Origin of the sequence: Paracoccus sp. PAR01 (assembly GCF_014851995.1) — a bacterium.
GTDB lineage: Bacteria > Pseudomonadota > Alphaproteobacteria > Rhodobacterales > Rhodobacteraceae > Paracoccus > Paracoccus litorisediminis.
In genome coordinates, this window is record NZ_JACVAW010000004.1 from 65,491 (window position 1) to 89,914 (window position 24,424).

Genomic DNA, 24,424 nt, shown 5'->3' on the forward strand with positions numbered 1-24,424 from the left:
CGCGACCCTGAGGAGACACCCATGTTCCTGAAAACCGGCACGGGATGGCAGATCGCCGCCATCCTGATCGCGGCCCTTGTTCTTCTGCCGGTCGCGGTGCTGGTCGGATTTGCCCTGCAGGGCAGCATCGGGCTGTGGCCGCATCTGATCCGCAATGTGCTGGCCAATGCCCTGATGCAGACCGCGATCCTGCTGGCCGGGGTGGGCAGCATCGTCGCCGTCATCGGCACGGTGACGGCATGGCTGATTGCGGGCTTCGACTTTCCGGGCCGCCGCCTGCTGGGCTGGGCCTTGCTGCTGCCCCTGGCGGTGCCGACCTATATCATCGCCTATGCCTATCTGGACATCCTGCACCCGGTCGGCCCGGTGCAGTCGCTGATCCGCGAGATGCTGGGCTATGCCAGCCCGCGCGATTTCCGCCTGCCCCACATCCGGTCGATGGCGGGCTGCATCCTGCTGCTGGGCTTCGTGCTTTACCCCTATGTCTACCTGCCGGTGCGCGCGCTGTTTGCCACGCAAGCCGCGAACCTGCTGGAGGCCTCGCGCACCTTGGGTGCGGGGCCGGTGCGGGTGTTCTGGCGCATCGTCCTGCCCTTGGCCCGCCCGGCCATTGCCGTCGGAATGGCCCTAGCGCTGATGGAGACGCTGAACGACATCGGCGCGGCCGAGTTTCTGGGCGTGCGGACGCTGACCGTTTCCGTCTATTCGACATGGATCAACCGCACCGACCTGCCCGGAGCGGCGCAGATCGCGCTGGTCATGCTGGCGATCGTCGTGGCGCTGGTCATGATCGAGCGTCGGGCCCGGCGCGGGCAGCTTTATGCGGGCAGTTCACGCCGCTTGCTGCCGCTGTCGCGGGTGCAGCTGCGCGGGGCTGCGGCATGGGGGGCGACGCTGTTCTGCGCCCTGCCGGTGCTGATCGGCTTTGCCGCCCCCGCCGCCTATCTGGTCCGGCAGGCGTGGCGGCGCGTGGCCTTTTCCGGCATCCCGTCGCGGATCTGGGTCGAGGCCGGGCAGACCGCCGCTCTGGCGCTGACCGCCACGTTGGTCGCGGTGGGGCTGGGCCTGATCATCAGCGCCGCACCCCGGCTGCATCCGAACGCGCTGACCCGCGCGGCGGCGCGGGTATCGACGCTGGGCTATGCGGTTCCGGGCACGATCCTTGCCATCGGGCTGCTGCCGGTCATCACCTTTGCCGACCGCCAGATCAGCGGCGTCCTTGGCTGGTTCATGGACAGCGCCCCGCAACTGATCCTGCTGGGCTCGGGCGCGGCGCTGATCCATGCCTATGTCGCACGCTTCCTTGCCATCGCCAGCGGTGGGATCGAGGCCGGGATGACCCGCATCCCGATCAGCCTTGACCATGCCGCGCGCAGCATGGGCCAGAACCCCTCGGGGGTGTTTCGCAATATCCATGTGCCGCTGTCGCGCGCCTCGATGGCGGCGGCGGGGCTGCTGATCTTTGTCGATTGCGTCAAGGAACTGCCCGCGACCCTGCTGCTGCGCCCGTTGAATGTCGAAACGCTGGCCACGCATCTGTATGGCGAGGCCGCGCGCGGCACCTATGAGGACGCCTCCATCGCGGCCCTGCTGATCGTGCTGATCGGCATGCTGCCCGTGGCGCTGCTGTCGCGCAGCATCCGGGCCTGAAAAACCGGTGATCTGTAAAGCCTTATACTAAAATATATTTGGAAACTCATCAGAATAGGGCAATATTTCCCGTGGGAGATAAGTCCATAATAATCTGGGAGGAATTAAATGGGACTTGCAAGAATGCTGCTGATCGGCGGCACGATACTGGCTGCGGGGGCGGGGGCCGCCGCCGCTGCCGATTGCGAAATCAACCTGCGCTCGGCCGACACGCATCCGGCTGGCTACCCGACGGTCGAGGCCGTGCGCTGGATGGGCGATCAGGTCAAGGAACGCAGTCAGGGCCGCATCTGCCTGGAAGTGTTCCCGGCATCCGTGCTGGGCGAGGAAAAGGACACCATTGAACAGACCCAGTTCGGCGTCATCGACATGGTGCGTGCGTCCTTCGGTCCGTTCAACAACCTTGTGCCGGAAACGCAGATCGTTTCGCTGCCCTATATCTTCCGTTCGCCCCAGCACATGTACAAGGTGATGGACGGCGCGGTTGGTGAACAGATCGCCGAAGGGTTCGCCCAGCATGACCTGATCGTGCTTGGCTATTACGACGGCGGCGCGCGCAGCTTCTACAACGGGCAGAAGCCGATCAAGTCGATCGACGACCTGAAGGGGATGAAGTTCCGCGTCATGCAGTCGGATGTCTTTGTCGACATGATGGCCGCCTTTGGCGCGAATGCGACGCCCATGCCTTATGGCGAGGTCTATTCCGCCATTCAGACCGGCGTCATCGACGGGGCGGAAAACAACCCGGCCAGCTACGACACCTCGGGCCATTTCGAGGTGGCGAAATACTACACGCTGGACGAACACCTGATCATGCCGGAAGTGCTGGCGATCTCGAAGGTGACATGGGAAAAGCTGGCCCCCGAGGATCAGGCCCTGCTGAAGACGGCGGGCAAGGAATCCGTCGGCGTGATGCGTGACCTGTGGGCCAAGAAGATCGCGGAATCCGAACAGGCCGTCGAAAAGGCCGGGTCCGAGATCATCCGCGGCATCGACAAGACCCCCTTCATCGCCGCGATGGAGCCGGTCTATGCCAAATACGTGACGACGCCCGAGGCAAAGACCATGGTCGACACCATCCGCTCGACCGAGTGACGCTACGTCGGCGGCGTCCGCAGGGGCGCCGCCACATCTCTGTCACGCAAGATTTCACAAACCATCACAGACCCGTTACATCCGTGACGTAGCTGCCCCAGTCATAGTTTGAGACTTGGGGAAAATCATTGAAACTTAAGACTTTGCTGGGCGTGACCGTTGCGGTCTGCGCCTTGTTTACCGCTGCCGGTTCGCAGGCGCAGAACGTCACCGAAATCGGCGCGACCAATCTTTTGCAGGATTTCAGCCTGCTGATGAACACGCCCGAAGGGCGGCAGGTGCTGGCCCAGAACCTTGCCACCGCCATCGCCACCAACAACAACGCCACCGGGGCCGAGCGCGCGCAGGCGCTTTATGACAATACCATTGCGGCGCTGATCGGCTCGACCCAGAACGGCATGCTGGTGACGGATGCGCTGGGATCGAAGCTGAAGACGGCCTTCGAGGCGACGAATACGCTGTCGCCCGATTACCGCTCGACCACGTTTTCGCCCGCCTTCCAGTCGATGATGTCGCAGGCGACCGGGCTGTCGATGGCGGCCGCCGACGTGTCCAAGGATTTCTACGCCCGCGGCGCGGCGCATGGCCATCCGGTCAGCGGGATCGCCCTGCCCTCGGGCGGGCAATACAGCATCTATGATCTGGCCTATCAGCCCGACCCGGCCCATGCGAATGCTTCGGGCAATTCGCGCCCGGTGCAGGTCGCGCCCGACCAGATGCAGAACTTTGCCGGGCAGGATTATTTCGGCAACCAGACCGACGCGGCGTCGGCTGCCTGGTCGACGATCAGCACCAGCCCGGCATTCCCCAGCGGCCACAGCGCCTTTGGCTTTTCCTCCACGCTGCTGCTGGCGACCATGCTGCCCGAACGCTATCAGCAGCTGATGGCGCGCGGCTCGGAATATGGCAACAGCCGGGTGGTGCTGGGCGTGCATTACCCCCTGGACGTGATCGGCGCGCGCATCCAGTCGACCTATACGCTGGCGCAGATGTTGAACAACAATCCCGATTATACCGGGCTTGCCACCACCAGCCTGTTCGGCCAGCCGATGACCACCGCAGATGATTTCCAGACGCTGTGGGCGACGGCCCGCGACGATCTGCGCACGATGCTGGAACAGGAATGCGGCGCATCCATCGCCACCTGCATCGCGGAAAGTGAGACGGACCGCTTCAGCGACAGCGATGCCAATGACGCCGCCTATCAGTATCGGCTGACCTACGGCATGGATACCGTCGGCGACACCACCTTGGCCGCGGTCGTGCCCGAAGGGGCCGAGGTGCTGATCGCCAGCCGCTTCCCCTATATGACCACCGCCCAACTGCGTGAGGTTCTGGCCTCGACCGAACTGCAATCGGGCCATGTTCTGGATGACGGCTCGGGCTGGGCGCGGCTGGACCTGTACACCGCCGCCGGGGGTTTCGGCGCGTTCGATCAGGACGTGGACGTGACGCTGACCCGGATGGATGGCGGCTTTTCGGCCTCGGACGAATGGAGCAATGACATCACCGGCAGCGGCGGGCTGACCCTGCGCGGCAATGGCACCTTGGAACTGTCGGGCGACAACAGCTATTCCGGCGCAACCAATGTGGCGGGCGGGACGCTGAATGTTTCGGGCAGCGTGACCAGCGCGACCACGGTGCAGGACGGCGCGCGCATCGGCGGCACGGGCCGGACGGGCGATCTGACCGTAGCCTCGGGCGGCACGCTGGCACCGGGCAACAGCATCGGCACCTTGACTGTCGATGGCGATCTGACGCTGGCGGAAGGCGCGATCTATCAGGTCGAGGCTGACGCTGCGGGCAACAGCGACCGCGTCGATGTGACCGGCACGGCCAGCCTGAATGGCGGCGTTTTTGCGCTGGCCTCGGACGGTGACTATGCCATCGCGACCGATTACCGCATCCTGACGGCGGCGGGCGGGATCAGCGGGGCATTCGCCAGTTCCGAGGTGGATTCGGCCTTCCTCGATACCAGCCTGACCTATGGCAGCAATGACGTGACGCTGCGGTTTGACCGCAATGACACCGCCTTCCGGCAGGCCGCGACCAGCCGCAACGGTCGCACCACCGCCGATGCCATCGAGGCGCTTGGCGCGGGGCATGAGGTCTTTGACGCACTGGTCTTCTCGGATGCGCGGACGGCGGGCGAATCCTTCGACCAACTTTCGGGCGAGATCCACGCCTCGGTCGCCGGTGCGATGACCGAAATGGCCGCGAATATCGACAGCGCGGTTCGCGACCGCATCGGTGAGGCGACCGGCGATCAGCATGCCGCCGCGACCCATGCCGCCCAGATGGGCGCGGGGCAGATCTGGTGGCAGGCCTATGGCAACTGGGCCGAAACCGATGGCGGCGAGGTCTCGGACCGGTCGCGTTCGGGCGGCGGCACGCTGGTCGGCTATGATGCCGAGGCCGAAAACGGCTGGCGCGGCGGCTTCTTTGCCGGGTTCGGCAGCGGCTCGGTGTCGCTGGACGATCAGCATGCGCGGGCCGAGATCGACAGCTATCACCTTGGCGTCTATGGCGGCACCCGTCAGGGCGCGCTGGGGCTGCGCTTCGGGGCCAGCCATACGCTGAACAAGCTGGAAACCCAGCGCCGCGCGACATGGGCCGACCGGACCGAGACGCTGACCGCCGATTACGACGCGCAGACCACGCGCCTGTTCGGCGAGGCCAATTGGCAGATGCAGACCTCGCAGGGGCAATTCACCCCCTTCGCCGCGTTTGAGCATGTCAGCCTGAATTCGGACAGCTTCACCGAGAAGGGCGGCGACGCCGCGCTGCACAGCGACGGGCTGGACATGAACACCACCTTCACCACCTTGGGCCTGCGGGCTGAACGCACGGTGAAACCGGGCAGCATTCTGCGCGGCGAACTGGGCTGGCAGCATGCCTTTGGCGATATCGACCCGATGGCGGCGGTGGCCTTCGGCGGAGGCGAGGCCTTTGACGTGGCGGGCGCGCCGATTGCCAAGGATGCGGCGATCCTGCGCGGGGTGCTGGACATGGCGCTGACCGATGACGCCCGCGTCTCGGTCGGTTATACGGGCCAGTTCGGGGACGGGGCCAGCGACCAGTCGCTGACCGCCGATCTGCGGGTGCGCTTCTGAACGGATGGGCAGGGCGATGACCGCCCTGCCCGTTCCTGCCCCCAGTTCCGGCCGGTGCGGAGAAATCCGCGCGGGCCTTTCAATATTGCGGCAGCCCCGGCGGGTTGACCTGCGAGGTCTCCAGCGCTTCTTCGGCGACATGCCAGCGTTCCAGCGTGCGGCCATAGCTGCCATCGGCAACCAGCCCGTTGATCGCCTCGGTCAGCGCCTGCGCCAGACCGGAATCCTTGCGCGTGGTCACCGCCACGTCGGAGCGGTCAGGCCAACCCGCACTCAGCGTTCCCGCCTGCCGGATGTCGCCATCCCGCGCCGCGATGAAGACCAGCTGCGCGTTCGGCTGGACGATCACATCGGCCCGGCCGGCGCGCAGGGCCAGCAGCTTGGTCGCCTCATCGTCGTAATAGACCAGCGTGCTTTCGGGCAGACCGGCCTGATCGTTCAGGCGGCTCCATTCGTTCAGGATGCGCTCCTGATTGGTGCCGATGCCGACGATGATGGTCAGCCCGGCAATATCCTTGGGCTGGGTGATCGTGTCGACCTTGCTGTCCTGGGCCACGAAAAAGCCGTGCAGCCCCTGCCGATAGGTCGAGAAATCGTATTTCAGCTTGCGTTCCTCGGTCACGCCGACATTCGAGATGACCGCATCGACCTTGCCCGATTGCAGCGCCAGCGGCCAATCCGCCCATGCGGTCGGGACCAGCTTCAGTTGCAGCCCAAGGCTTTCGGCCAGAAGCGAGGCGATATCGGGATCGGCCCCGACAATGGTTTCGGTATCGGTGGCATAGGTCGACAACGGCGGCCCGCCGGGATTGGTGGCGATGGTCAGCACGCCCGGCGCGGCAAAGGCGAAATCCTTGGGGATCGCGGCCACGGCCTTGGGGTTCAGGACGGTATGCTGCCGCGCCGCCTGTTCCGGCGTCAGGTCAAAGGGCAGATCGGCGGCATAAGCGGGGATACTCAGCGCCAGCAGGATCGGGGCGGCAATGCGCGAAAGGGTGGTCATGTCATCGGGCCTTTCTGGGAATAGCCCCCGCCCGCGATGGACGGGGGCGCATGGGTCACTTCTTGGCCAGTCCCGGCGGGTTGGTGCGCGATTCCGACAGCGATTCCGCGTCCAGACCCCAGCGGCCCAGCGACTTGCCGTAATTGCCGTTCTGGATCTGGGCGTTCAGCGCGGCGGTGATCGCCGGGGCCAATCCCGCATCCTTGCGCGTCGCCACGGCGATTTCGGCGGTATCAGGGAAACCGCCCGACAGCGTGCCGACATTCTTGATCTTGCCGTCCTTGGCCGCCTTGAAGCCCGAGGTCGCGTTCGGCCCCAGATAGAATTCGATCCGCCCCGATTCCAGCGCCAGATCCTGCAGGACCGGATCGTCGAAATAGCTCAGTTCGGTATCGGCCAGACCCTCGGCCTTGTTCTCCTCGATCCAGCGCAGCAGGATTTCTTCCTGATTGGTCCCCGACGAGACCGAGCCATGCAGCCCGGCCACGTCCTGCCGCTTGGTGATCGCGGTGATCTTGCTGTCATGGGGCACATAGAAGCCCAGCAGATCGTTGCGATAGGTCGAGAAGTCGAACTTTTCCTTGCGTTCCTCGGTCACGGTGATGTTGTGGATCGCCGCGTCGAACTTGCCCGAGGTCACGCCCAGCGGCCAGTCGGCCCAGGCGATCGGGATCAGCTCCAGTTCCAGCCCAAGGCTGTCGGCGACCAGTTGCGCCACGTCGGGTTCGCTGCCGATCGGGGTCTTGGTGTCGCTGGCATAGACCGCAAACGGCAGGTTGCCGGGAACCGAGGCCACGGTCAGCTTGCCCGGATTGACGAATTTGTAATCCTTGGGCAGCAGGTCGATGGCCGCCTGCACCTTGTCGGCGCGGACGCGCTCGGGCTGCTCGGGGCTAAGGTCCACGCGGATCTGTTCGGCGGCCAGTGCCGGGCCGGACAGGGTCAGGGCAGCGGCGGCGGCCAGAAGCCAGCGGCGGGTCGGATTGGTGGTCATGGTCGAGATCCTTTCGGGGTGTGAGGGGTCCGGCTGCCCGGATCGGTCCGGGCAGGTCGAGATTTCGGTTGAAGGGTTGGGGGGCTTACAGAACCTTGGCCAGGAACGCCGCGGTCCGGGGATGTTTCGGGCGGGTCAGGATCTGGTCCGGCGCGCCGGCCTCAATCACGCGGCCCTGCTCCATGAAGACGATGCTGTCGGCGACTTCGCGGGCAAAGCCGATCTCATGGGTGACGATGACCAGCGTGATGCCGGAACGCGCCAGCTCCTTGATCACGTCCAGCACCTCGCCCACCAGTTCCGGGTCAAGGGCGCTGGTCGGTTCATCGAACAGCAGCACATTGGGCCGCAGGGCCAGCGTCCGGGCAATGGCCACGCGCTGCTGTTGGCCGCCGGAAAGCTGGCGCGGATAGGCATCGGCCTTATCCTCAAGACCCACGCGGGCCAGCAATTCGCGGGCCTGCGCCTCGGCCTCGGGTCGGCTCAGGCCGCGCACGGTGACCGGGGCCTCGGTGATGTTTTCCAGCACGGTCAGATGCGGGAACAGGTTGAAGTTCTGGAACACCATGCCGATTTCGGTGCGCCGGGCCAGAATGTCCTTTTCGCGCAGTTCGTGCAGGGCGTCGCCGTCGCGGCGATAGCCGATCAGCTCTCCATCGACGGCGATCAGGCCACGGTCCACGCGCTCCAGATGGTTGATGGTGCGCAGCAGCGTCGACTTGCCCGAGCCCGACGGCCCGATGATCGCGGTGACGCTGCCCGCCGGAAAGGTCAGGGCGATATCGTCCAGCACCTTCAGATCGCCAAAGCTTTTCGACACGCCGTGGATTTCGACCTCGGCCCCTTTCGGCAGCGCGGCCAGTGCCTGCTGCGGGATCGCGGTGGCCGGACGCCATGTCGGCGGCAGCGGCGCGATTTCCAATGCGCGCGTCGGCGGGGTCAGGGGCACCAGGCCAAGGCGGGCAAAGAACACCCGGAAGGCATTGGGCGGCAGGGTCCGCACCGCGCCACGGGCATAGTGGCGTTCGATGTGGTACTGGATCACCGACAGCACCGACAGGATGATCAGGTACCAGACCGTCGCCACCATCAGCAGCGGAATGACCTCGAGGTTGCGGCGATAGATGATCTGCACGGTATAGAACAGTTCCGGCAGCGCCAGCACATAGACCATCGACGTGCCTTTGGCCAAGCCGATGATTTCATTGAAGGCGGTCGGCACGATGGCGCGCATCGCCTGCGGCAGAACGATGCGGCGCGCCTGATGCCCACGCGGCAGGCCAAGGCTGGCCGCGGCCTCGTGCTGGCCCTGATCGACAGACAGGATGCCGCCACGGATCACCTCGGCCGAGAAGGCGCCAAGGTTCAGGGTCAGCCCCAGAACGGCGGCCAGAAACGGCGTCATCAGTTGCGTCGTCGACCAGCTGGCGAAGGTGATGTCGGTAAAGGGCACGCCCAGCGACACCGTCTGATACAGATAGCCAAGGTTGTTCAGGATCAGCAGCAGCACGATCAGCGGGATCGAGCGGAACAGCCAGATGAAGCCCCAGGACAGCGCCACCATCAGCGGCGCGCTGGACACCCGTGCAAGCGCCAGCAGGGTCCCCAGCGCGAAACCCAGGACCGCGCCAACCGCCGTCAGCAGCAGGGTGCGGCCCAGCCCGACCAGAACCGGTTCGGACAGGAACCATTCGGCAAAGACGCCCCAACCCCAGCGGGGATTGCCAAGGACCGATTGCAGGATCAGCAACAGGATGATGCTGGCCGCGATCGTGGCCAATGTGCGGGCGCGGTGACGGACCGGGATCACCCGCAGATCCGAAAGCTCGGCCGCCGAGGCGCGCGGCAAACGCGGCCCGCCGTCGATATCGATGACGCTCATGGGGTGGGTCCTCCCGGATGGGGGGCCGCCTTGCGGGCGGCGACGGCAGCGATGGCCTCCTCGGCCGAGGCCGCAGGTTGGCGCAAGGGCGTGGTGCCCTGCCGACCGGCCAGCGCGCCGATATGCTTTTCAAAGGGCAAGGTGCCGTAAAGCTCGGGCGGCAGGTCGGGATCGAACAGCGGGCGATAGCCAAGACCCAGATACAGCCGCTGCGCCTCGGGCTGGCGGAAGCCGGTGGTCAGGTAAAGCCGGGTATAGCCCAGTTCCACCGCGCGATATTCCAGCGCATTGACCACGCGCCGAGCCAGTCCCTGACGGCGCTCATCCTTATGGGTCCAGATGCGCTTGAGTTCGGCGGTATCCTCGTCGTAGCGCATGAAAGCGCCGCCGCCGATGGTCTTTTCGTCGCGCAAAAGCAGCATGAAGGCACCATGCGGGGGGGCGAATGCCTCGGGCGGGTAGCGGTAAAGTTCCTCCCGCGCGCCGCCGGCGCTGAACAGGGTGCCGTAGCGGCGGTCATATTCGCGGATCAGATCCTCGACCAGCGGCCGGGCCTGCGGGTCGTTGGGGTTGGAATGGATGATGATGTCACGCATCTGCTCCTCCTGTCAGAAAGCGTTCGGCGAGCGCGACCCAAAGGGCGGCTGCGGGGCCGATAATGTCGTCGTTGAAGCGGTAATCGGGGCTGTGCAGGGCCGGGCCATCGCCATTGCCGACAAAGACAAAGCTGCCGGGGCGGTGGTGCAGGTAAAAGGCGAAGTCCTCCGACGCGGTGCGCGGGGCGAACCCCTCCAGCACCGCCGCCGCGCCGAAACGCTCGACCGCGACGCGGCGGATCAGACGGGTTTCCTCGACGCTGTTCACGACGCTGGGAAAGCCGGGGGTCAGGACCACATCCGCCGCCGCCCCAAGGCTCGCGCTGACCCCGTCGATGATCGCGGGCACGCGGTCGCGCAGCCGGTCGCGGACGGCATCCGAAAAGCTGCGCAGGGTCAGCGCCAGTTCCACCCGATCGGGGATCACGTTCGAGGCAGCACCCCCATGGATCGAGGCAACCGTGACCACCGCCGTCTCACGAGGGTCGGTATTGCGCGCGACCACGGTTTGCAGCGCGGTCACCGCATGGGCGGCGGCAACCACCGGGTCGATGGCCAGATGCGGTTCCGCCCCGTGGCCACCGCGGCCACGGATCACGGCCTCGACCTTGTCGACGGCGGCCATGGCCGGGCCTTCGACAAAGCCGAAATGGCCCGCCGCCACCCCCGGCCAGTTATGCAGGCCAAAGATCGCGTCAACCGGCTGGTCGCGGAACAACCCGGCCTCGAGCAGCGCCTTGGCCCCCGCGCCGATTTCCTCGGCGGGTTGAAAGATCAGCCGCAGCGTGCCGCGAAAGCGCCGGGTCAGCGACAGGTGATGCGCGGCGGCCAGCAGGATCGCCATATGCCCGTCATGGCCGCAGGCATGCATCACGCCCGCATTGGTGCTGGCAAAGGGCAGGCCGGTCGTCTCGGCAATCGGCAGCGCGTCGATGTCGGCGCGGATGGCAAGGGCCGGGCCATCGCCGTTTTCCAGCGTGGCGACGATACCGGTCCGGGCCAGCCGCCGCACCTGATAGCCCCAGCGGGTCAGCAGTTCGGCGATGCGGGCGCTGGTCTGGACCTCGTGAAAGGCCAGTTCCGGGGCGGCGTGGAATTCATGGCGCAGGGCCACGAAGTCCTCGATCCTTCCCGCGATCCATGCGGGCGTGCGGGGTCCTTCGGCCCCCAGCGGGGCCGTCACCTTGGCGGCGATGGTCATGGTCTTTCTCCTTCAGGCGATACTGGCGCGTCGCGGCGGGGGAACCTGCGCATAACGGCTGGCCTTGCGGGGCAGGCCCAGATTGTCGCGCAGGGTTTCGCCGTGCAGCACGGTGTCATAGCGACCGCGCGCCACCAGTTCGGGGATCACAAGGCGGGTGAAATCGTCCAGGCCCTCGGCCGAGATCGAGAAGCCAAGGATGAAACCGTCGCTGGCACCGGCGTCGATCCAGCGGATGATTTCATCCGCGACCTCGGCCCCGGTGCCCAGGAAGTTCGGGCGCGGGGTCGCGGCGGCCAAGGCCACTTCGCGCAGGGTCAGCCCGTGGTCGCGGGCATCGGCCTTGATCCGGTCGGTGGTCGAGCGGAAGCTGTTGCGGCCGATATCGCCCAGATCCGGGAAGGGCGCGTCCAGATCATACTGGCTGAAATCGTGGTGGTCGAAGAAGCGGCCCAGATAGGCCAGCGCGTCTTCGATCGACAGCAGGTTCTGGATGATGCGGTATTTCTCCTCGGCCTCCTCGCGGGTGTCGCCGACGATGGGGGAAATGCCGGGATAGATCTTCACATCGTCGCGCGACCGGCCATGCGCCACGGCGGCATCCTTGACGCGGGTGGTGAAGGCGCGGGTTTCCTCAAGCGAGGGCGAATGCGTAAAGACCGCATCGGCATATTTCCCGGCCAGCGCGATCCCGGCATCGGATGACCCCGCCTGAAAGATCACCGGCTGCCCCTGCTTGGAGCGCGGCGCATTCAGCGGCCCGGCCACGTTGAAGAAGCGGCCCTTGTGGTTCAGCGTGTGCAACCCGTCGGGATCAAAGAAACGCCCGGTCTCGCGGTCGCGGATCACCGCGTCCTCGTCCCAGCTGTCCCACAGCCCCTGCGTCACCGACAGGTATTCATCGGCAATCTCATAGCGCAGGGCGTGGTCGGGATGGGCGCGGGAATAGTTCAGCCCACTGCCCTCCAAGGGCGTGGTGACCACGTTCCACCCGGCCCGCCCGCCCGAGATCAGGTCCAGCGAGGCCAGTTGCCGCGCCGTGGTATAGGGGTCGGAATACGAGGTCGAGATCGTCCCCGCCAGCCCGATCCGGTCGGTGGCCACGGCCAGCGCCGACAGGATGGTCAGCGGCTCGAACCGGTTCAGGAAATGCGGGATCGACTTTTCGTTGATGTAAAGCCCATCCGCGACAAAGACGAAGGCGATGCCCGCGGCCTCGGCCTTTTGCGTCTGGCGGATATAGAAATCCGCGTTGACGCTGGCATCCGCCGGGCCGGACGGGTGTTTCCATGAATTCATATGCCCGCCCGCACCATGCAGCATCAGGCCAAAGGAGATCGGTTTGCCGGTCATGTCAGGTTCCTTTCGTCAAGCCGCGGCACGCGCCGCATGTTGGGCAATCAGCTCAATCGAGCGCAGGCGCGCGTCGCGCTCGGCCACGGGCTGGTCGATGATGAATTCGCCGACGCCCAGATCCAGATGCAGGGCCTGCAACTGGGACAGCACGTCCTCGGCGGTTCCGGCGATCACGGTGGGCTGCTTTTCCTCGATCCCCCATTCGGTCGCGCCATATTGGCGGGCATAGTCCAGCGCCGCTTCCTCGGAGCCGAGGTTCACCGCATGACCGTCGGGCAGATGCAGCCGCACGACTTTCAGACCCGCCACGCGGTCCTCGGCCTCGGCCCGGCTGGGCGCGGCAAAGGCCTGCACGGCGATGGCCGGGCGGAAACCGGCGATGGATTCGAAGCGCGCCAGCGTTTCCAGCGTATTGCCGCGGTCGCCGTCCTGATGCCCGGCATGGACGAAGTTCCAGCCCAGCTTCGCGGCGCGTTCGGCGCTGGCCGGGCTGCCGCCCAGCAGAAAGGCTTCGGGCGCAATGGCGGGCCGGGGCTGGATCACCACATCGTCGCGCCCGCCCGCCAGCCATTCGGCCAGTTCCGACAGCTTGCGGTCAAGCTGGCGGGCGCTGTCGGGGTTCAGTTCCCGTTGCAGGGCGCGCGTCGCCAAGGGCAGCCCGCCCGGAGACTTGCCGATGCCCAGATCGATCCGCCCCGGCGCAAGCGACGCCAGAACCGAGAACAGTTCCGCCACCTTGAAGGCGCTGTAATGCTGCAGCAGCACGCCGCCGCTGCCGACGCGGATGCGCCGGGTCAGCGCCGCGATCTGGGCGATCAGGATTTCCGGCGCGGCGCTGGCAAGGCTGGGAAGCGCGTGGTGTTCGGCCAGCCAGAAACGGTGATAGCCCAGCCGGTCGGCCAGCCGCGCATAATCCAGCGTCAGGTGAAGCGCCTCGGCCCCGGTCGATCCCGGCGCGATGGGCGATTTGTCCAGTAGGCTCAGGCGATAGGTCATCTGCGGCTCCGTTCATTGCTGTAAAGACGATAGGCTTGATCGTCTTTTCTGGCAATGAACGGCACCGGTCGATTTTCGCGCGGAAAGCGAATGAAGCCGCTTTCCGCCCCGCAGCCAAGAGAAGAATTCCCCCCTGCCCGGCCGCGGGAATCGGATCAGCTCTTCAGCAGCGGCATTTCGCGTGCGGCATGCGACAGCCCCGGCAGCAGTGGCAGCAGATCGGCCTGAATGGCGTGATAAATGTCGGGTTTTCCGGCGAATTGCAGGGCGTCGGGGCGGTTCTGGTCGTCGATCTCGGGGAACCAGCCGCCCTTCACATGGTCGATGAACAGCCGCGATCCGTCCTGCCAGAACCTGCGGTATTCCTGTTCGCGCGCGGCATCACCCCCGGCCTTCAGCAGCGCCGCCCCGGCCCCGATCGCCTCGGTCACCGGCCACCAGTAGCGGTTGGTGCGCAAAGGCTGGCCCGCCAGATCGACGGTATAGATGATGCCGCCGCGCGCCTTGTCCCAGCCATCGGCCAAAGCGCGGCTGTAAAGCTGCCCGGCCCATTCCGGCAGCTTCGTGTCCAGGCGTCCGCCCAGATCCCATGCCTGCAACAGCAGCCGCGCCAGCTCAAAGGAATGGCCCGGCGTCGTGCCCCGGGGCCGGAACATCGGGTTGCCCTCATAGCCCGCGTCGATCTGCCAATCCTCGGTGTAATGCTCGGGCAGGCGCCAGCCATGCGCCGCGCCGACCTGACCGATGAAGAAATCGAAGATGCCCAAGGCGCGGTGCAGGAAGACATCCTCGCCGGTGGCCTCATAGGCAGCCAGCAGCGCCTCGGACATGTGCATGTTGGCGTTCATGCCGCGATAGGTGGAAATCTGCTGCCAGTCGCGGGCATATTCCTCGGACATGCGGCCACGGGCATGGTCCCAGAAGCGGGCCTCGATCACCTCGCGGATATCGGCCAGCAGGCGGTCGGCATCGGGATGGCCCGCCTGTTTGGCGCTGGCGGCGGCCAGCAGCACGAAGGCATGGCCGTAAGCCAGCTTCGTCCCATCGGCGACCCCGCCGCCCGGCGCGAAGGACCATAGGTAGCCGCCGTGATCCGGGTCGCGATGCAGGTTCCAGATCGCCTTCATGCCATGATCGACCATGTCATCGGCGCCCTTCACCCCCATCAGATGACCAAGGGCAAAGGAATGGACCATGCGCGTCGTCGCATGCAATTCGCGCGGCGCGTCGGGGATCGGGCGTCCGGCGTAATCCTGCGCGTGAAAACCGCCCGAAGGGTCCAGCGACCGGCCAAAGAACTCGAACTGCCGCGCCGCATCGGTCAGCAGGAAGCGGCGATGGGCGTCGGTCCCCCACCATGGGGCGTCAGCGGGGATCGCGTCATTCGGCAGGGTCATGCGGGGGTCTCCGTTCCGGTGTTGGGGCTTGCGGCGATGGGCGGGGCGGGTTGCAGGACCTGCAACGCGGTGGGCGGATCGCCGGCGATGGCGCGCAGCAGGTTGCGGCCCATCGCCTCGCCCGCCTCGGCCAGATCCTCGAAGATGCTGTCGAAATGCGGGCGGATGATCCCGGCCATGCCCGAGGTGTGCTTCATCACGATGCGCGTCTGCCGCCCGGCATCGCTGCAGGCGGCATGGACCGCCATGGCGCTGATTTCGCCGGGACAGACAAAGCCATCGGGCAGCCTGTCTTCGGCAATCAGGTCGGTGACGCGGGACCGGATCGCGTCAGGGGTGGCGTCCAGCGTGACGCCCGACAGGATCTCGCCCTGAATGCCGGCCTCGCCGCAGGCGCGCAGGAAACCCATGCGCAGATGCTGGGCAAAGGTCAGCCCCTCGGGTGCGGGGATCAGGCAGGGGCGGCGCGCGCCCTGCGCAATCAGCCGGGCCGCCGCCGCATGGGCAAAGCCGAAATTGTCGTAATCGACGTAAGGATGCGGCGTCGCCAGCTCGGTCCGGCCATGGCAGACAAAGGGAAAGCCATGCTCCATAAGCAACCGCACCCGCAGATCGTCGGGCGTGGTGCGCGAGAAGATGATCCCGTCGGCCAGCCGGTTGCGCAGGATATTCTCGACCGGCTCGATCGCCGGGCGGTCGGCAAAGACCGGCATGATCACCAGATGATATTGCGTGCCGCGCAGGGCCTCGGTCAGGCCGCGGATCATCGACTGGCCGTAGCCCAGAATCTCCTCATGCGGGTTCAGCAGGAAGGCCACGACATTGGTGCGCCCGGTGCGCAGACGCTGCGCCGCGCGGTCGGGCGAATAGCCCAGCTGCGCCGCGATCTGCCGGACCCGCGCGCGGGTGTCCGGCGCGATCTGCGGATCATCCGCCAAGGCCCGCGACACGGTGGCCACGGCCAGTTCCGCCTGCGCCGCGATGGTGCGCAATGTCGGTCTGGTCATCTTCCCCCCTTGGGTCGCCGTGATTCGCGTCCCTGAAAACGATTTAAATACACGCGGGCGTTTAGAAAACACCCGTCCTGCACATTTCCGCAGGTAAATCGGCAATCTGACGCCCATCATCACCGTTGACAGGTCGCTTGTTTGAAACGTTATAAATGATCTGCCGGAAGGGAGCCGGCTTTGGGAGGGATAAATGCGAAGAATCCTGCTGGCCGGAACGGCCATTTCCATCATGGCCTTTGGCGCGGCCCGTGCTGAAGAAAGCGTCGAGGTCCTGCATTGGTGGACCTCGGGCGGCGAGGCTGCGGCGCTGGGGGTGCTGAAGGACGATCTGGCCAAGAAGGGCGTGGCCTGGAAGGACATGCCGGTGGCCGGTGGGTCTGGCGTGCAGGCGATGACCGCGCTGCGGGCGCGGGTGACGGCTGGCGACCCGCCGACCGCCGTGCAGATGCTGGGCTTTGACATCAAGGACTGGGCCGAGATGGGCGTCCTTGGCAATCTGGACGATCTGGCGACGGAACAGGGCTGGGACAAGGTGGTCCCGGCGGCGCTGCAGGACTTCTCGAAATTCGACGGGCACTGGATCGCCGCCCCGGTCAACGTCCATTCGACCAACTGGCTGTGGATCAACAAGGCCGCGCTGGACAAGGCGGGCGGCAAGGCCCCGGAAAACATGACCGAGCTGTTCGCGCTGCTCGACAACTTCAAGGCGCAGGGCATCACCCCCTTGGCCCATGGCGGCCAGCCCTGGCAGGACGGCACGATGTGGGAAGCCGTGGTGCTGTCGGAAGGCGGCATGGATTTCTACAAGAAGGCGGTGATCGAATCCGACCCGGCGGCGCTTGGCGGCGACACCATGCGCAAGGTCTTTGACGACATGACCAAGCTGCGCAGCTATTTCGACGACAGCTTCTCGGGGCGGGACTGGAACCTGTCCTCGGCCATGGTGATCGAGGGCAAGGCCGGCGCGCAGCAGATGGGCGACTGGGCCAAGGGCGAGTTCCTGCGCGCCAAGCAGGTGCCCGGAACCGATTTCGTCTGCATCCGCTTCCCCGGAACGCAGGGCAATGTTCTGTTCAACTCGGACCAGTTCGTGATGTTCGATCTGGGCGATGATGAAAAGCGCAGCGCCCAGCTGAAGATGGCCTCAGCGGTCGAGGACCCGGCCTTCCAGGTCGCCTTCAACACCGTCAAGGGCTCGGTCCCGGCGCGGACCGACGTGCCCGACACCGCCTTCGACGATTGCGGCAAGAAGGGCATGAAGGATCTGGCCGAGGCCGCAGCGGGCGGCACTTTGGCCGGATCGCTTGCCCATGGCCACGGCCAGCCCGGCGCGGTCAAGGAGGCGATCTTCGACGTGGTGACCCAGCATCTGAACGGTCAGATCAGCACGGATGAAGCGCTGAAACGCCTGCCCGAGGCCGTCGCTAGCGCGAAGTAAGGTCCAGTGGCAGGCCCCGCGCGGGCCTGCCCTTTCCCTTGAAAGCAAACCGATGTCCCAACCCGCCCCCGGGCTCAAGCGCGGCCTGCAGGACTGGCTGCCGAAACTGGTGCTGGCGCCGTCCTTCGCGCTGGTGCTGGTCTTTGTCTATGGCTTCATCGTCTGGACGGCGGTGCTGTCCATGTCCAAGTCGCGCATCCTGCCGGTCTATAAATGGGCGGGTTTTGATGCCTATGAACGCCTGTTCGCGCAGCCCAGCTGGTATATGGCGCTGAAGAATCTGGCGATCTTTGGTTCGCTCTACATTACCATCTGCATCGCGCTGGGGCTGATGCTGGCGATCCTGCTGGACCAGCGCATCCGGATCGAAGGCGCGCTGCGGCCGATCTATCTGTATCCGATGGCACTTTCCTTCGTGGTGACGGGAACCGCGTGGAAATGGTTCCTGAACCCCGGCATGGGCATCCAGAACACGGTGCGCGGCTGGGGCTTCGAAAGCTTCACCTTTGACTGGCTGGTCCGGCCCGACATGGCGATCTATACCGTCGCCATCGCCGGCATCTGGCAAGCCTCGGGCTTTGTCATGGCGATGTTTCTGGCGGGCTTGCGCGGTATCGACAATGAGATGCTGAAGGCCGCGACCATCGACGGGGCATCAACCTTTACCATCTATCGCCGCATCGTCATCCCGCTGCTGCGGCCCGCGTTTCTCTCGGCGGTGATCGTGCTGGCGCATATGGCGATCAAGTCCTACGACCTTGTCATCGCCCTGACCGGAGGCGGACCCGGCAACGCGACCGAGCTGCCCTCGACCTTCATGTATTCCTATACCTTTACCCGCAGCCAGATGGCGGTGGGCTCGGCATCCGCGATGATCATGCTGATGGGCATTGCCGCGATCATGGTCCCCTATCTGTATTCGGAACTGCGCGAGGATCGGCGATGACCGTGCGCGAGGCTGCCATCGCCACCGCCGCAGGTCCGGGCTGGCTGAACCGGGTGGTGATCTATGGCTTGCTGCTGATCTTTGCCGCCGTCTACCTGACGCCGCTATTCGTCATGCTGGCCACATCCTTCAAGTCGCTGGATGAGATCCGGCGCGGCGACATCCTTGCCCTGCCCCGCGATCCCACGGTCGAGCCATGGCTCAAGGCATGGGGCAGCGCCTGCATCGGCGTCACCTGCGAGGGGATCAAGGGCTATTTCTGGAACTCGCTGCGCATGGTGGTTCCGGCGGTTCTGATCTCGACCATGCTGGGCGCGCTGAATGGCTATGTGCTGACCAAATGGCGGTTCCGTGGCCACAAGATCGTCTTCGGGCTGATGCTGTTTGCCTGCTTCATCCCCTTCCAATCGGTGCTGATCCCGATGGCGCGGGTGCTGGGCATGCTGGGCCTGTCGAACAGCATAACGGGGCTGGTGCTGGTCCATGTCGTCTATGGCCTTGGCTTCACCACTTTGTTCTTTCGCAACTACTATGAGGCTTTCCCGACCGAGTTGATCCATTCCGCGCAGATGGACGGGGCGGGCTTCTTCACCATCTTCCGGCGCATCCTGCTGCCCTCCTCCGCGCCGATCATCGTGGTCTGCGTGATCTACCAGTTCACCAATATCTGGAACGACTTCCTGTTCGGCGTCAGCTTCGCCGCCGGGGAAAGCGCGCCGATGACGGTGGCGTTGAACAACCTCGTGTCGTCGTCAACCGGGGTCAAGGAATACAATGTGGACATGGCGGCGGCGGTGATCGCGGCCCTGCCCACGCTGATCGTCTATGTCCTGGCCGGGCGTTATTTCATGCGCGGGCTGATGGCGGGCGCAGTCAAGGGATAGTTATGGCATTCATCGAAATCACCCGGCTGGAACGCAGCATCGGCGGAAACCACATCCTGAAAGGGATCGATGTCGCGCTGGAGAAAGGCGGCTTTCTGGTCCTTGTCGGCCCCTCGGGCTGCGGCAAGTCCACGCTGCTCAACGCCATCGCCGGGTTGCAGCCGCCGACCGCGGGCGACATCCGCATCGACGGGCAAAGCGTGCTGGCCCTGCACCCGTCCAAGCGCGACATCGCCATGGTGTTCCAGTCCTATGCGCTGTACCCGAACATGACCGTCGCCCAGAATATCGGCTTTCCGCTGGAGATGTCCGGCACGCCCAAGGCGCAGCGTGAGGACGAAATCCGCGCCGTCGGCAAGACCCTGCAGATCGAACATCTGCTGGACCGCCGCCCCGGGCAGCTGTCGGGCGGCCAGCGCCAACGCGTCGCCATGGCCCGCGCGCTGGTCCGCAAGCCCCGCCTGTTCCTGTTCGATGAGCCGCTGTCGAACCTTGACGCGAAACTGCGGGTCGAGGTCCGGGCCGAGATCAAGCGCCTGCATCAGCAGACCGGCGCCACCATCATCTATGTCACCCATGACCAGATCGAGGCGATGACGCTGGCGACGCAAATCGTGGTGATGAAGGACGGGGTGATCCAGCAGGCGGGCACGCCCTCGGAAATCTACAACCGCCCCGCCAATATGTTTGTCGCGGATTTCATGGGCTCGCCCGCGATGAACATGCTGCCGGGTCAGGTCGCGGGCGATGGCCGCCACATGGCCCCCGATGCCGCCCCGGATCGCCTGCTGCCCCTGCCCTTTGCGCTGCGCGTCGGGCGTCGGATCGTCTTTGGTATCCGGTCTGAGAACATCTCGGCCGAGGGCAATGGAGTTGAGGCCCTTGACCTGCCCGTTGAAATCGTGGAACCGACCGGTTCGGATGTTTTCGTCTGGCTCAGGCTGGGATCGGCACATCTGAGTGCACGCCTTCCCGCCACATCTGATCCGCAACTGAATGAGAATTTGCGGATCACTCTGGATATCAGCCGCGCGGTGATTTTCGACGGTGAAAGCCGCGAACGGATCGACGGGGCCGGACATTGATGCCCGACCCCGCATTCTTCAAATCGCGCTGATCACCGCCGTCGCCCGCGTGCCACCAAGCGCGGCAAAGGCGCGCTGCCGACAGGTCAGGACGATGATCTGCTGATCCTTGGCGACCCGGTGCAAGGCGGTGAACATCGCCTCGATCCGGTCGTCGTCGCTATGGACCAGCGCATCGTCAAGGATCACCGGAACCGACTGCCCGGCATGGGCATAAAGCCGGGCAAAGGCCAGACGGGTCAGGATGGCGATCTGTTCGCGCGTGCCACCCGACAGGATATCCAGCGATTCCTGCTGACCGTTGCGGGTCAGCGCCACCGGCAGCAGGCTTTGGTCGTCGATCTGCATGGCAGCGCCCGGATGCAGCACCGACAGCAGCGGTTCTAGTTCCCGCAGCACCGGCGCGAAATAGGCATCGCGGGCCTTGCGGCGGGCATCCTCCAAGGCGCTGCGCAGACGGGCAAGGGCCTGCACCTCGGCGGCGTAGCGCGCCGCGCGGGCCTCGGCTGCGGTCAGCTTGCCGCGCACTTCGTCCAGCCGCTCCTCGATCCCCTGCTCGGCCAGCGCCCCGATCGAGCCGTTCAGCGTCGCATATTCGCCGCGCAGCCTTTCGCGGCCTTGCTGGGCCTGCGTCACGACGGATTCCGCACGCGCCAGCCGGGCCTGAACCGTTTCCAGATCCGGCGCGGCGGCCTCAAGCGTCTGGCACAGTGCGACCGCTTCGGTTTGCAGCCCGGTCTGCAAGGCCAGATCGGCGCGCAACCCGTGCAGGCGCCCGGCCAGCTGCCCCAGATCGCCCGCGTCGATCCGCGCCGCCTCGGCTGCCGCCTGCGCGACCTGAGCAGTCGAGCGGGCGACCGCCCTGCCCTCGCCCGCCGTCACCGCACGGGCATGGACCGCACCAGACTGCGCGCGCGCCTCGGCCTCGGCGGCCAGCGCCGCAGCCAAGGCAGCCTCCAGTCCAGCCGGATCTTCGACCGGTTCCTCGGCGCGCCCTGCCCCGGCCTCGGCCCGCGCCAGTTCCTGCCGCAGCGTATCAAGGCCCTGCGGCGCCAACTCGGCCAGCAGCGCGGCGCTGGCCTGCATCGCCTGATCCAGCCGCTGGGTTTCGGCCAGCCGCTGCCGGGCCTCGGCCACGGTCGCCGCCCCGCATTCGGCCAGCCGCGCGGTCAGTTCGGCATTGGCCCGCGTGAGGGCTTCGGCCAGACCTTCGGCAGCACCCGCCCCCGGATCGACCCGCATCGTCCCGATCCCCGGCAAAAGGAAGCTGCGCGCCGATGACAGACGCAGGCAGCCTTCGGGCATATCCTCGCCATCGGCGCTGATGCGCAGCGCGCCGTCATAGCGGATGGCGACGCTGACCGACTGCGCCTCAAGCTGCGCGGCAATGCGGTCGCGGGCCTCTCGCGCGGATTCCGCGCGGGTAACGCTGGCCGAGTTGACAGCTGTCAACTCGCGTTGCGCCCGGTCCTGATCCCGCTTGCGCTGCAGCTCCTCGGCCCGTTCCAGCGTCTTGCGCAGCTGCGTCGCCCGTTCGCGTGCGGCACGGCCAAGCAGCGCCCGCTGCGCGGCATCGAGCCGCGCGCGGATCGCCTGGGCCTGCCCCGAGGCCGCGCCCAAGGCATCCGCCGCAAGACGGTCGGCAGCCGCAGCTTCCTCGGCGCCCGTTTCAGCCTTCGCCAGCCTGTCACGGGCATGCGACAGCTCAGCCTCGGCCCGGCCCAGCCGGTCCGAAAGCTGCTCCAACTGACCGATCCCGGTCTGCGTGGCCTGAACCGTCAGCTCGGCCAGCCGCAGTTTCTGCCGGGCCTCGGCCAGCTTCTCGGCATGGGCCAAGGCGGCGCGCTGCGCCTCGCGCGCCTGGGTCAAGGCGTCATTGCGAAGCCGCTCGGTCTCGGGATCGTCCAGTTGTTTCAGCTGCCGCAGCACCTCGGTCCGGCGCGCCAGATCGCCCGACAGGCCCATGGCCTTGCCGGCCAGATCGGCTTCCTGATCGCGCAATGTGGCGGCCTCATCAACAGAACGCGCCCATTCCGCACCGGCCCTGGGCTTCAGCGTCGTCGTCGCCAGCCGGCCCAGTTCCTCGGCCACGCGGGCCAGAACTGCATCCAGCCGCCTGCCTCCGGTCATCAACTCGATCTCGCCAGCGACCGAGGACAGCAGATCGCGCCGCGCCCCCAAGCCCCGCTCGCGCTCATTCTTGTCGTTGGCATTGGTGCCTTCGGGTTCGAGACCAAGCAGCCCTTGCCGCACCCAGAGCAGCCCCGAGGGACCGGCCAAGCCGTCGCCGAGCAGCCGGTCGATCCACGCCTCGGCCTCGTCATCTTGCGCGACAATCCGGCCATTGCCGTCCAGCACCCGCGCGGTCGGACGAGACAGCCAGCGCTTTTCGATGCGGAAGCTGCCCTGCGGCAGGTCGATCTCGATCGCGGCTTCCGGCGCGCCACCGGCATGGGGTTGCAGTGCCTTGACGGTCTGGCGCGTGCCGCGGTGGCGTTCGAAGAACAGCGCATGCAGCGCGTCGAAGAAGGTCGATTTGCCGAATTCATTCGGCTCGGACAGCACGGTGATGCCGTCGCCGATCCCTTCGATCCGGGCGCTGCGGCCAGCGAAACGGCGAATGTTGGTCAGCTCAATGGCGCGGATCTTCATTTGCCGTTCTCCTGCGCAAAGGCGTAAAGCCGTGCCAATGCGGCGGATGAAATTTCGCGCTCGGCAAGGGTGCGGCTGTCATCGCCAGCCTCAGAGAGCAGCGCCTCGGCGGCCTGTCGCAAGGCTCCGGCGCGGTCGATCAGGTCCAGATCGTCGGGCCGCGTTTCGGTGGCAAGGCCATGCAGGTCATGATCGAACCAGCCGAAATCCGGCCCGATCAGCGCCGCATGGGCATCCAGCGCGGCGCGCTGCTGCAAGGGCAGGCGACCGGTTGCCACCAGTCGCAACAGCCGGTCGCGGCGAAGCGTCGGATCGGGCAGGGCCTGCGATAGGTGCTGCACCGGATCATCGCCGGGCAGCAGGTCCAGCGCGAGCGCCTGCCAGATGAATTGCCCGGTCTCGACCACCTGCACCGCAGTGCCCGGTGACACCAGCAGCGCCCCGGAGGTCATCGCATGCTTGAAGCCGTCCGCCTCGGGCGCGCCCGAATACCATGTCGCGGGACCGACCTGCAGCCGTCCGTGCCAGTCGCCAAGCGCCAGATAATCCAGCCCGGAAAGGGCAGCCCGATCCGGGGGGATGATGCCCGCCGTGCCTTCCTCGGCCGAGAAATCGGTGACGGCACCGTGGCCCAGCCCGATCCGCAGCATGCCGGCAGGGGTCGGCGCATCCATGGCCTCGGTCAGGTCGCGGCCGGGACGGCGCTGGGTGCAGGGCGCGGGCAGCAGCATGGCACCGGGCAGAAATTCGATGGGCTCGGGCGTGGTGACGGCGTGCAGATTGGCCGGGCCATCCGCCGCGATCCGCCGCCACAGTTCCGAGGCGGCAAGGCTGTCATGATTGCCCGGCAGCATGTGCCAGGTGATGTCATGTTCGGCGGCCATAGCGCGAAGCGCGTGGCGCAGCGTCTCGGGGGCAGGGGTCTCGGCATCGAAGGTGTCACCGGCCAGCAGCACCGTGGTCGCGCCGCCTTGCCTTGCGGCCTGTGCCAGCCGGGCGATGCTGCCATGCCGGGCCTCGCGCAGTCGGTTCCGGATCGCCTCGGGATAGGCGCCGAAGGACTTGCCCAAATGCAGGTCCGATGAATGAATGAAACGCAGTGTCACAAAGCGTCCTTTTGAATGCC

Annotated in this window: 18 protein-coding genes and 1 pseudogene; 7 read left to right on the forward strand and 12 right to left on the reverse strand. The window is 66.1% G+C overall.

The annotated features are described in order from the left end of the window. Positions 1–21: 21 nt before the first annotated feature. From IB235_RS09245 to IB235_RS09255, 3 genes are all read left to right on the forward strand, one after another. A complete protein-coding gene (locus IB235_RS09245) occupies positions 22–1,650 on the forward strand; it encodes an iron ABC transporter permease (RefSeq protein WP_192336473.1) in 1,629 nt (542 codons plus the stop codon). Positions 1,651–1,758: 108 nt separating this feature from the next. Continuing rightward, complete coding sequence (locus tag IB235_RS09250) at positions 1,759–2,745, forward strand: TRAP transporter substrate-binding protein (RefSeq protein ID WP_225612136.1); 987 nt, start codon at positions 1,759–1,761, stop codon at positions 2,743–2,745. A gap of 128 nt (positions 2,746–2,873) precedes the next feature. Continuing rightward, on the forward strand, positions 2,874–5,858 hold the full coding sequence (locus tag IB235_RS09255) for an autotransporter domain-containing protein (protein ID WP_192336474.1): 2,985 nt from the start codon (positions 2,874–2,876) through the stop codon (positions 5,856–5,858). A gap of 79 nt (positions 5,859–5,937) precedes the next feature. Here the strand turns inward: IB235_RS09255 and IB235_RS09260 are convergent, their stop codons facing one another. The 10 genes and pseudogenes from IB235_RS09260 to IB235_RS09300 form a co-directional block, all read right to left on the reverse strand. Further along, complete coding sequence (locus IB235_RS09260) at positions 5,938–6,861, reverse strand: ABC transporter substrate-binding protein (protein WP_192336475.1); 924 nt, start codon at positions 6,859–6,861, stop codon at positions 5,938–5,940. A 55-nt stretch (positions 6,862–6,916) separates the two neighbouring features. Beyond that, positions 6,917–7,855 carry an ABC transporter substrate-binding protein gene (locus IB235_RS09265; RefSeq protein ID WP_155039432.1) on the reverse strand — a complete coding sequence of 313 codons (939 nt, stop codon included), beginning with the start codon at positions 7,853–7,855 and terminating at the stop codon, positions 6,917–6,919. 85 nt (positions 7,856–7,940) lie between these two features. Then, complete coding sequence (locus tag IB235_RS25830) at positions 7,941–8,708, reverse strand: amino acid ABC transporter ATP-binding protein (RefSeq protein WP_225612174.1); 768 nt, start codon at positions 8,706–8,708, stop codon at positions 7,941–7,943. Between the two features lie 225 nt (positions 8,709–8,933). Further along, a pseudogene (locus tag IB235_RS25835) lies at positions 8,934–9,737 on the reverse strand (amino acid ABC transporter permease); the annotation flags it as partial. After that, positions 9,734–10,333 carry a GNAT family N-acetyltransferase gene (locus IB235_RS09275; RefSeq protein ID WP_155039434.1) on the reverse strand — a complete coding sequence of 200 codons (600 nt, stop codon included), beginning with the start codon at positions 10,331–10,333 and terminating at the stop codon, positions 9,734–9,736. The gene IB235_RS09275 and the pseudogene IB235_RS25835, both read right to left, overlap by 4 nt. Then, positions 10,326–11,534, reverse strand: coding sequence for an amidohydrolase (locus tag IB235_RS09280; protein ID WP_192336477.1), 1,209 nt, complete (start codon positions 11,532–11,534; stop codon positions 10,326–10,328). The genes IB235_RS09275 and IB235_RS09280 overlap by 8 nt, the downstream gene beginning before the upstream one ends. A 12-nt stretch (positions 11,535–11,546) precedes the next feature. Continuing rightward, a complete protein-coding gene (locus IB235_RS09285; RefSeq protein ID WP_192336478.1) occupies positions 11,547–12,887 on the reverse strand; it encodes an LLM class flavin-dependent oxidoreductase in 1,341 nt (446 codons plus the stop codon). A gap of 15 nt (positions 12,888–12,902) precedes the next feature. Then, positions 12,903–13,886, reverse strand: a complete 984-nt coding sequence (locus IB235_RS09290) for an MsnO8 family LLM class oxidoreductase (RefSeq protein ID WP_192336479.1) — start codon at positions 13,884–13,886, stop codon at positions 12,903–12,905. A gap of 155 nt (positions 13,887–14,041) precedes the next feature. Beyond that, entirely contained in the window at positions 14,042–15,283 is a 1,242-nt protein-coding gene (locus tag IB235_RS09295) for an AGE family epimerase/isomerase (RefSeq protein ID WP_192336480.1), read from the reverse strand. Next, on the reverse strand, positions 15,280–16,290 hold the full coding sequence (locus IB235_RS09300) for a LacI family DNA-binding transcriptional regulator (protein ID WP_192336481.1): 1,011 nt from the start codon (positions 16,288–16,290) through the stop codon (positions 15,280–15,282). Before IB235_RS09300 ends, IB235_RS09295 begins: the two co-directional genes overlap by 4 nt. Positions 16,291–16,483: 193 nt before the next feature. Here IB235_RS09300 and IB235_RS09305 point away from each other — a divergent pair, with 193 nt between their 5' ends. Genes IB235_RS09305 through IB235_RS09320 form a run of 4 tightly spaced genes read left to right on the forward strand, consistent with a single transcriptional unit; the run spans position 16,484 to position 20,646 of the window. Then, the gene (locus tag IB235_RS09305) at positions 16,484–17,731 is read left to right on the forward strand and encodes an ABC transporter substrate-binding protein (RefSeq protein WP_192336482.1); all 1,248 of its coding nucleotides are present in this window, start codon (positions 16,484–16,486) and stop codon (positions 17,729–17,731) included. A gap of 52 nt (positions 17,732–17,783) precedes the next feature. Continuing rightward, positions 17,784–18,677, forward strand: a complete 894-nt coding sequence (locus tag IB235_RS09310) for a carbohydrate ABC transporter permease (RefSeq protein ID WP_192336483.1) — start codon at positions 17,784–17,786, stop codon at positions 18,675–18,677. After that, positions 18,674–19,561: a carbohydrate ABC transporter permease gene (locus IB235_RS09315; protein ID WP_192336484.1), complete on the forward strand. Its 888-nt coding sequence runs from the start codon at positions 18,674–18,676 to the stop codon at positions 19,559–19,561. Before IB235_RS09310 ends, IB235_RS09315 begins: the two co-directional genes overlap by 4 nt. 2 nt (positions 19,562–19,563) lie before the next feature. Then, positions 19,564–20,646, forward strand: coding sequence for an ABC transporter ATP-binding protein (locus tag IB235_RS09320; protein ID WP_192336485.1), 1,083 nt, complete (start codon positions 19,564–19,566; stop codon positions 20,644–20,646). Positions 20,647–20,664: 18 nt separating this feature from the next. On the opposite strand, the gene IB235_RS09325 is transcribed toward IB235_RS09320, so the two are convergent. Together IB235_RS09325 and IB235_RS09330 are read right to left on the reverse strand one after the other, a co-directional pair. Continuing rightward, positions 20,665–23,298, reverse strand: coding sequence for an AAA family ATPase (locus IB235_RS09325; protein ID WP_192336486.1), 2,634 nt, complete (start codon positions 23,296–23,298; stop codon positions 20,665–20,667). After that, positions 23,295–24,404, reverse strand: a complete 1,110-nt coding sequence (locus tag IB235_RS09330; RefSeq protein WP_370576862.1) for an exonuclease SbcCD subunit D — start codon at positions 24,402–24,404, stop codon at positions 23,295–23,297. The genes IB235_RS09325 and IB235_RS09330 overlap by 4 nt, the downstream gene beginning before the upstream one ends. Positions 24,405–24,424 lie beyond the last annotated feature (20 nt).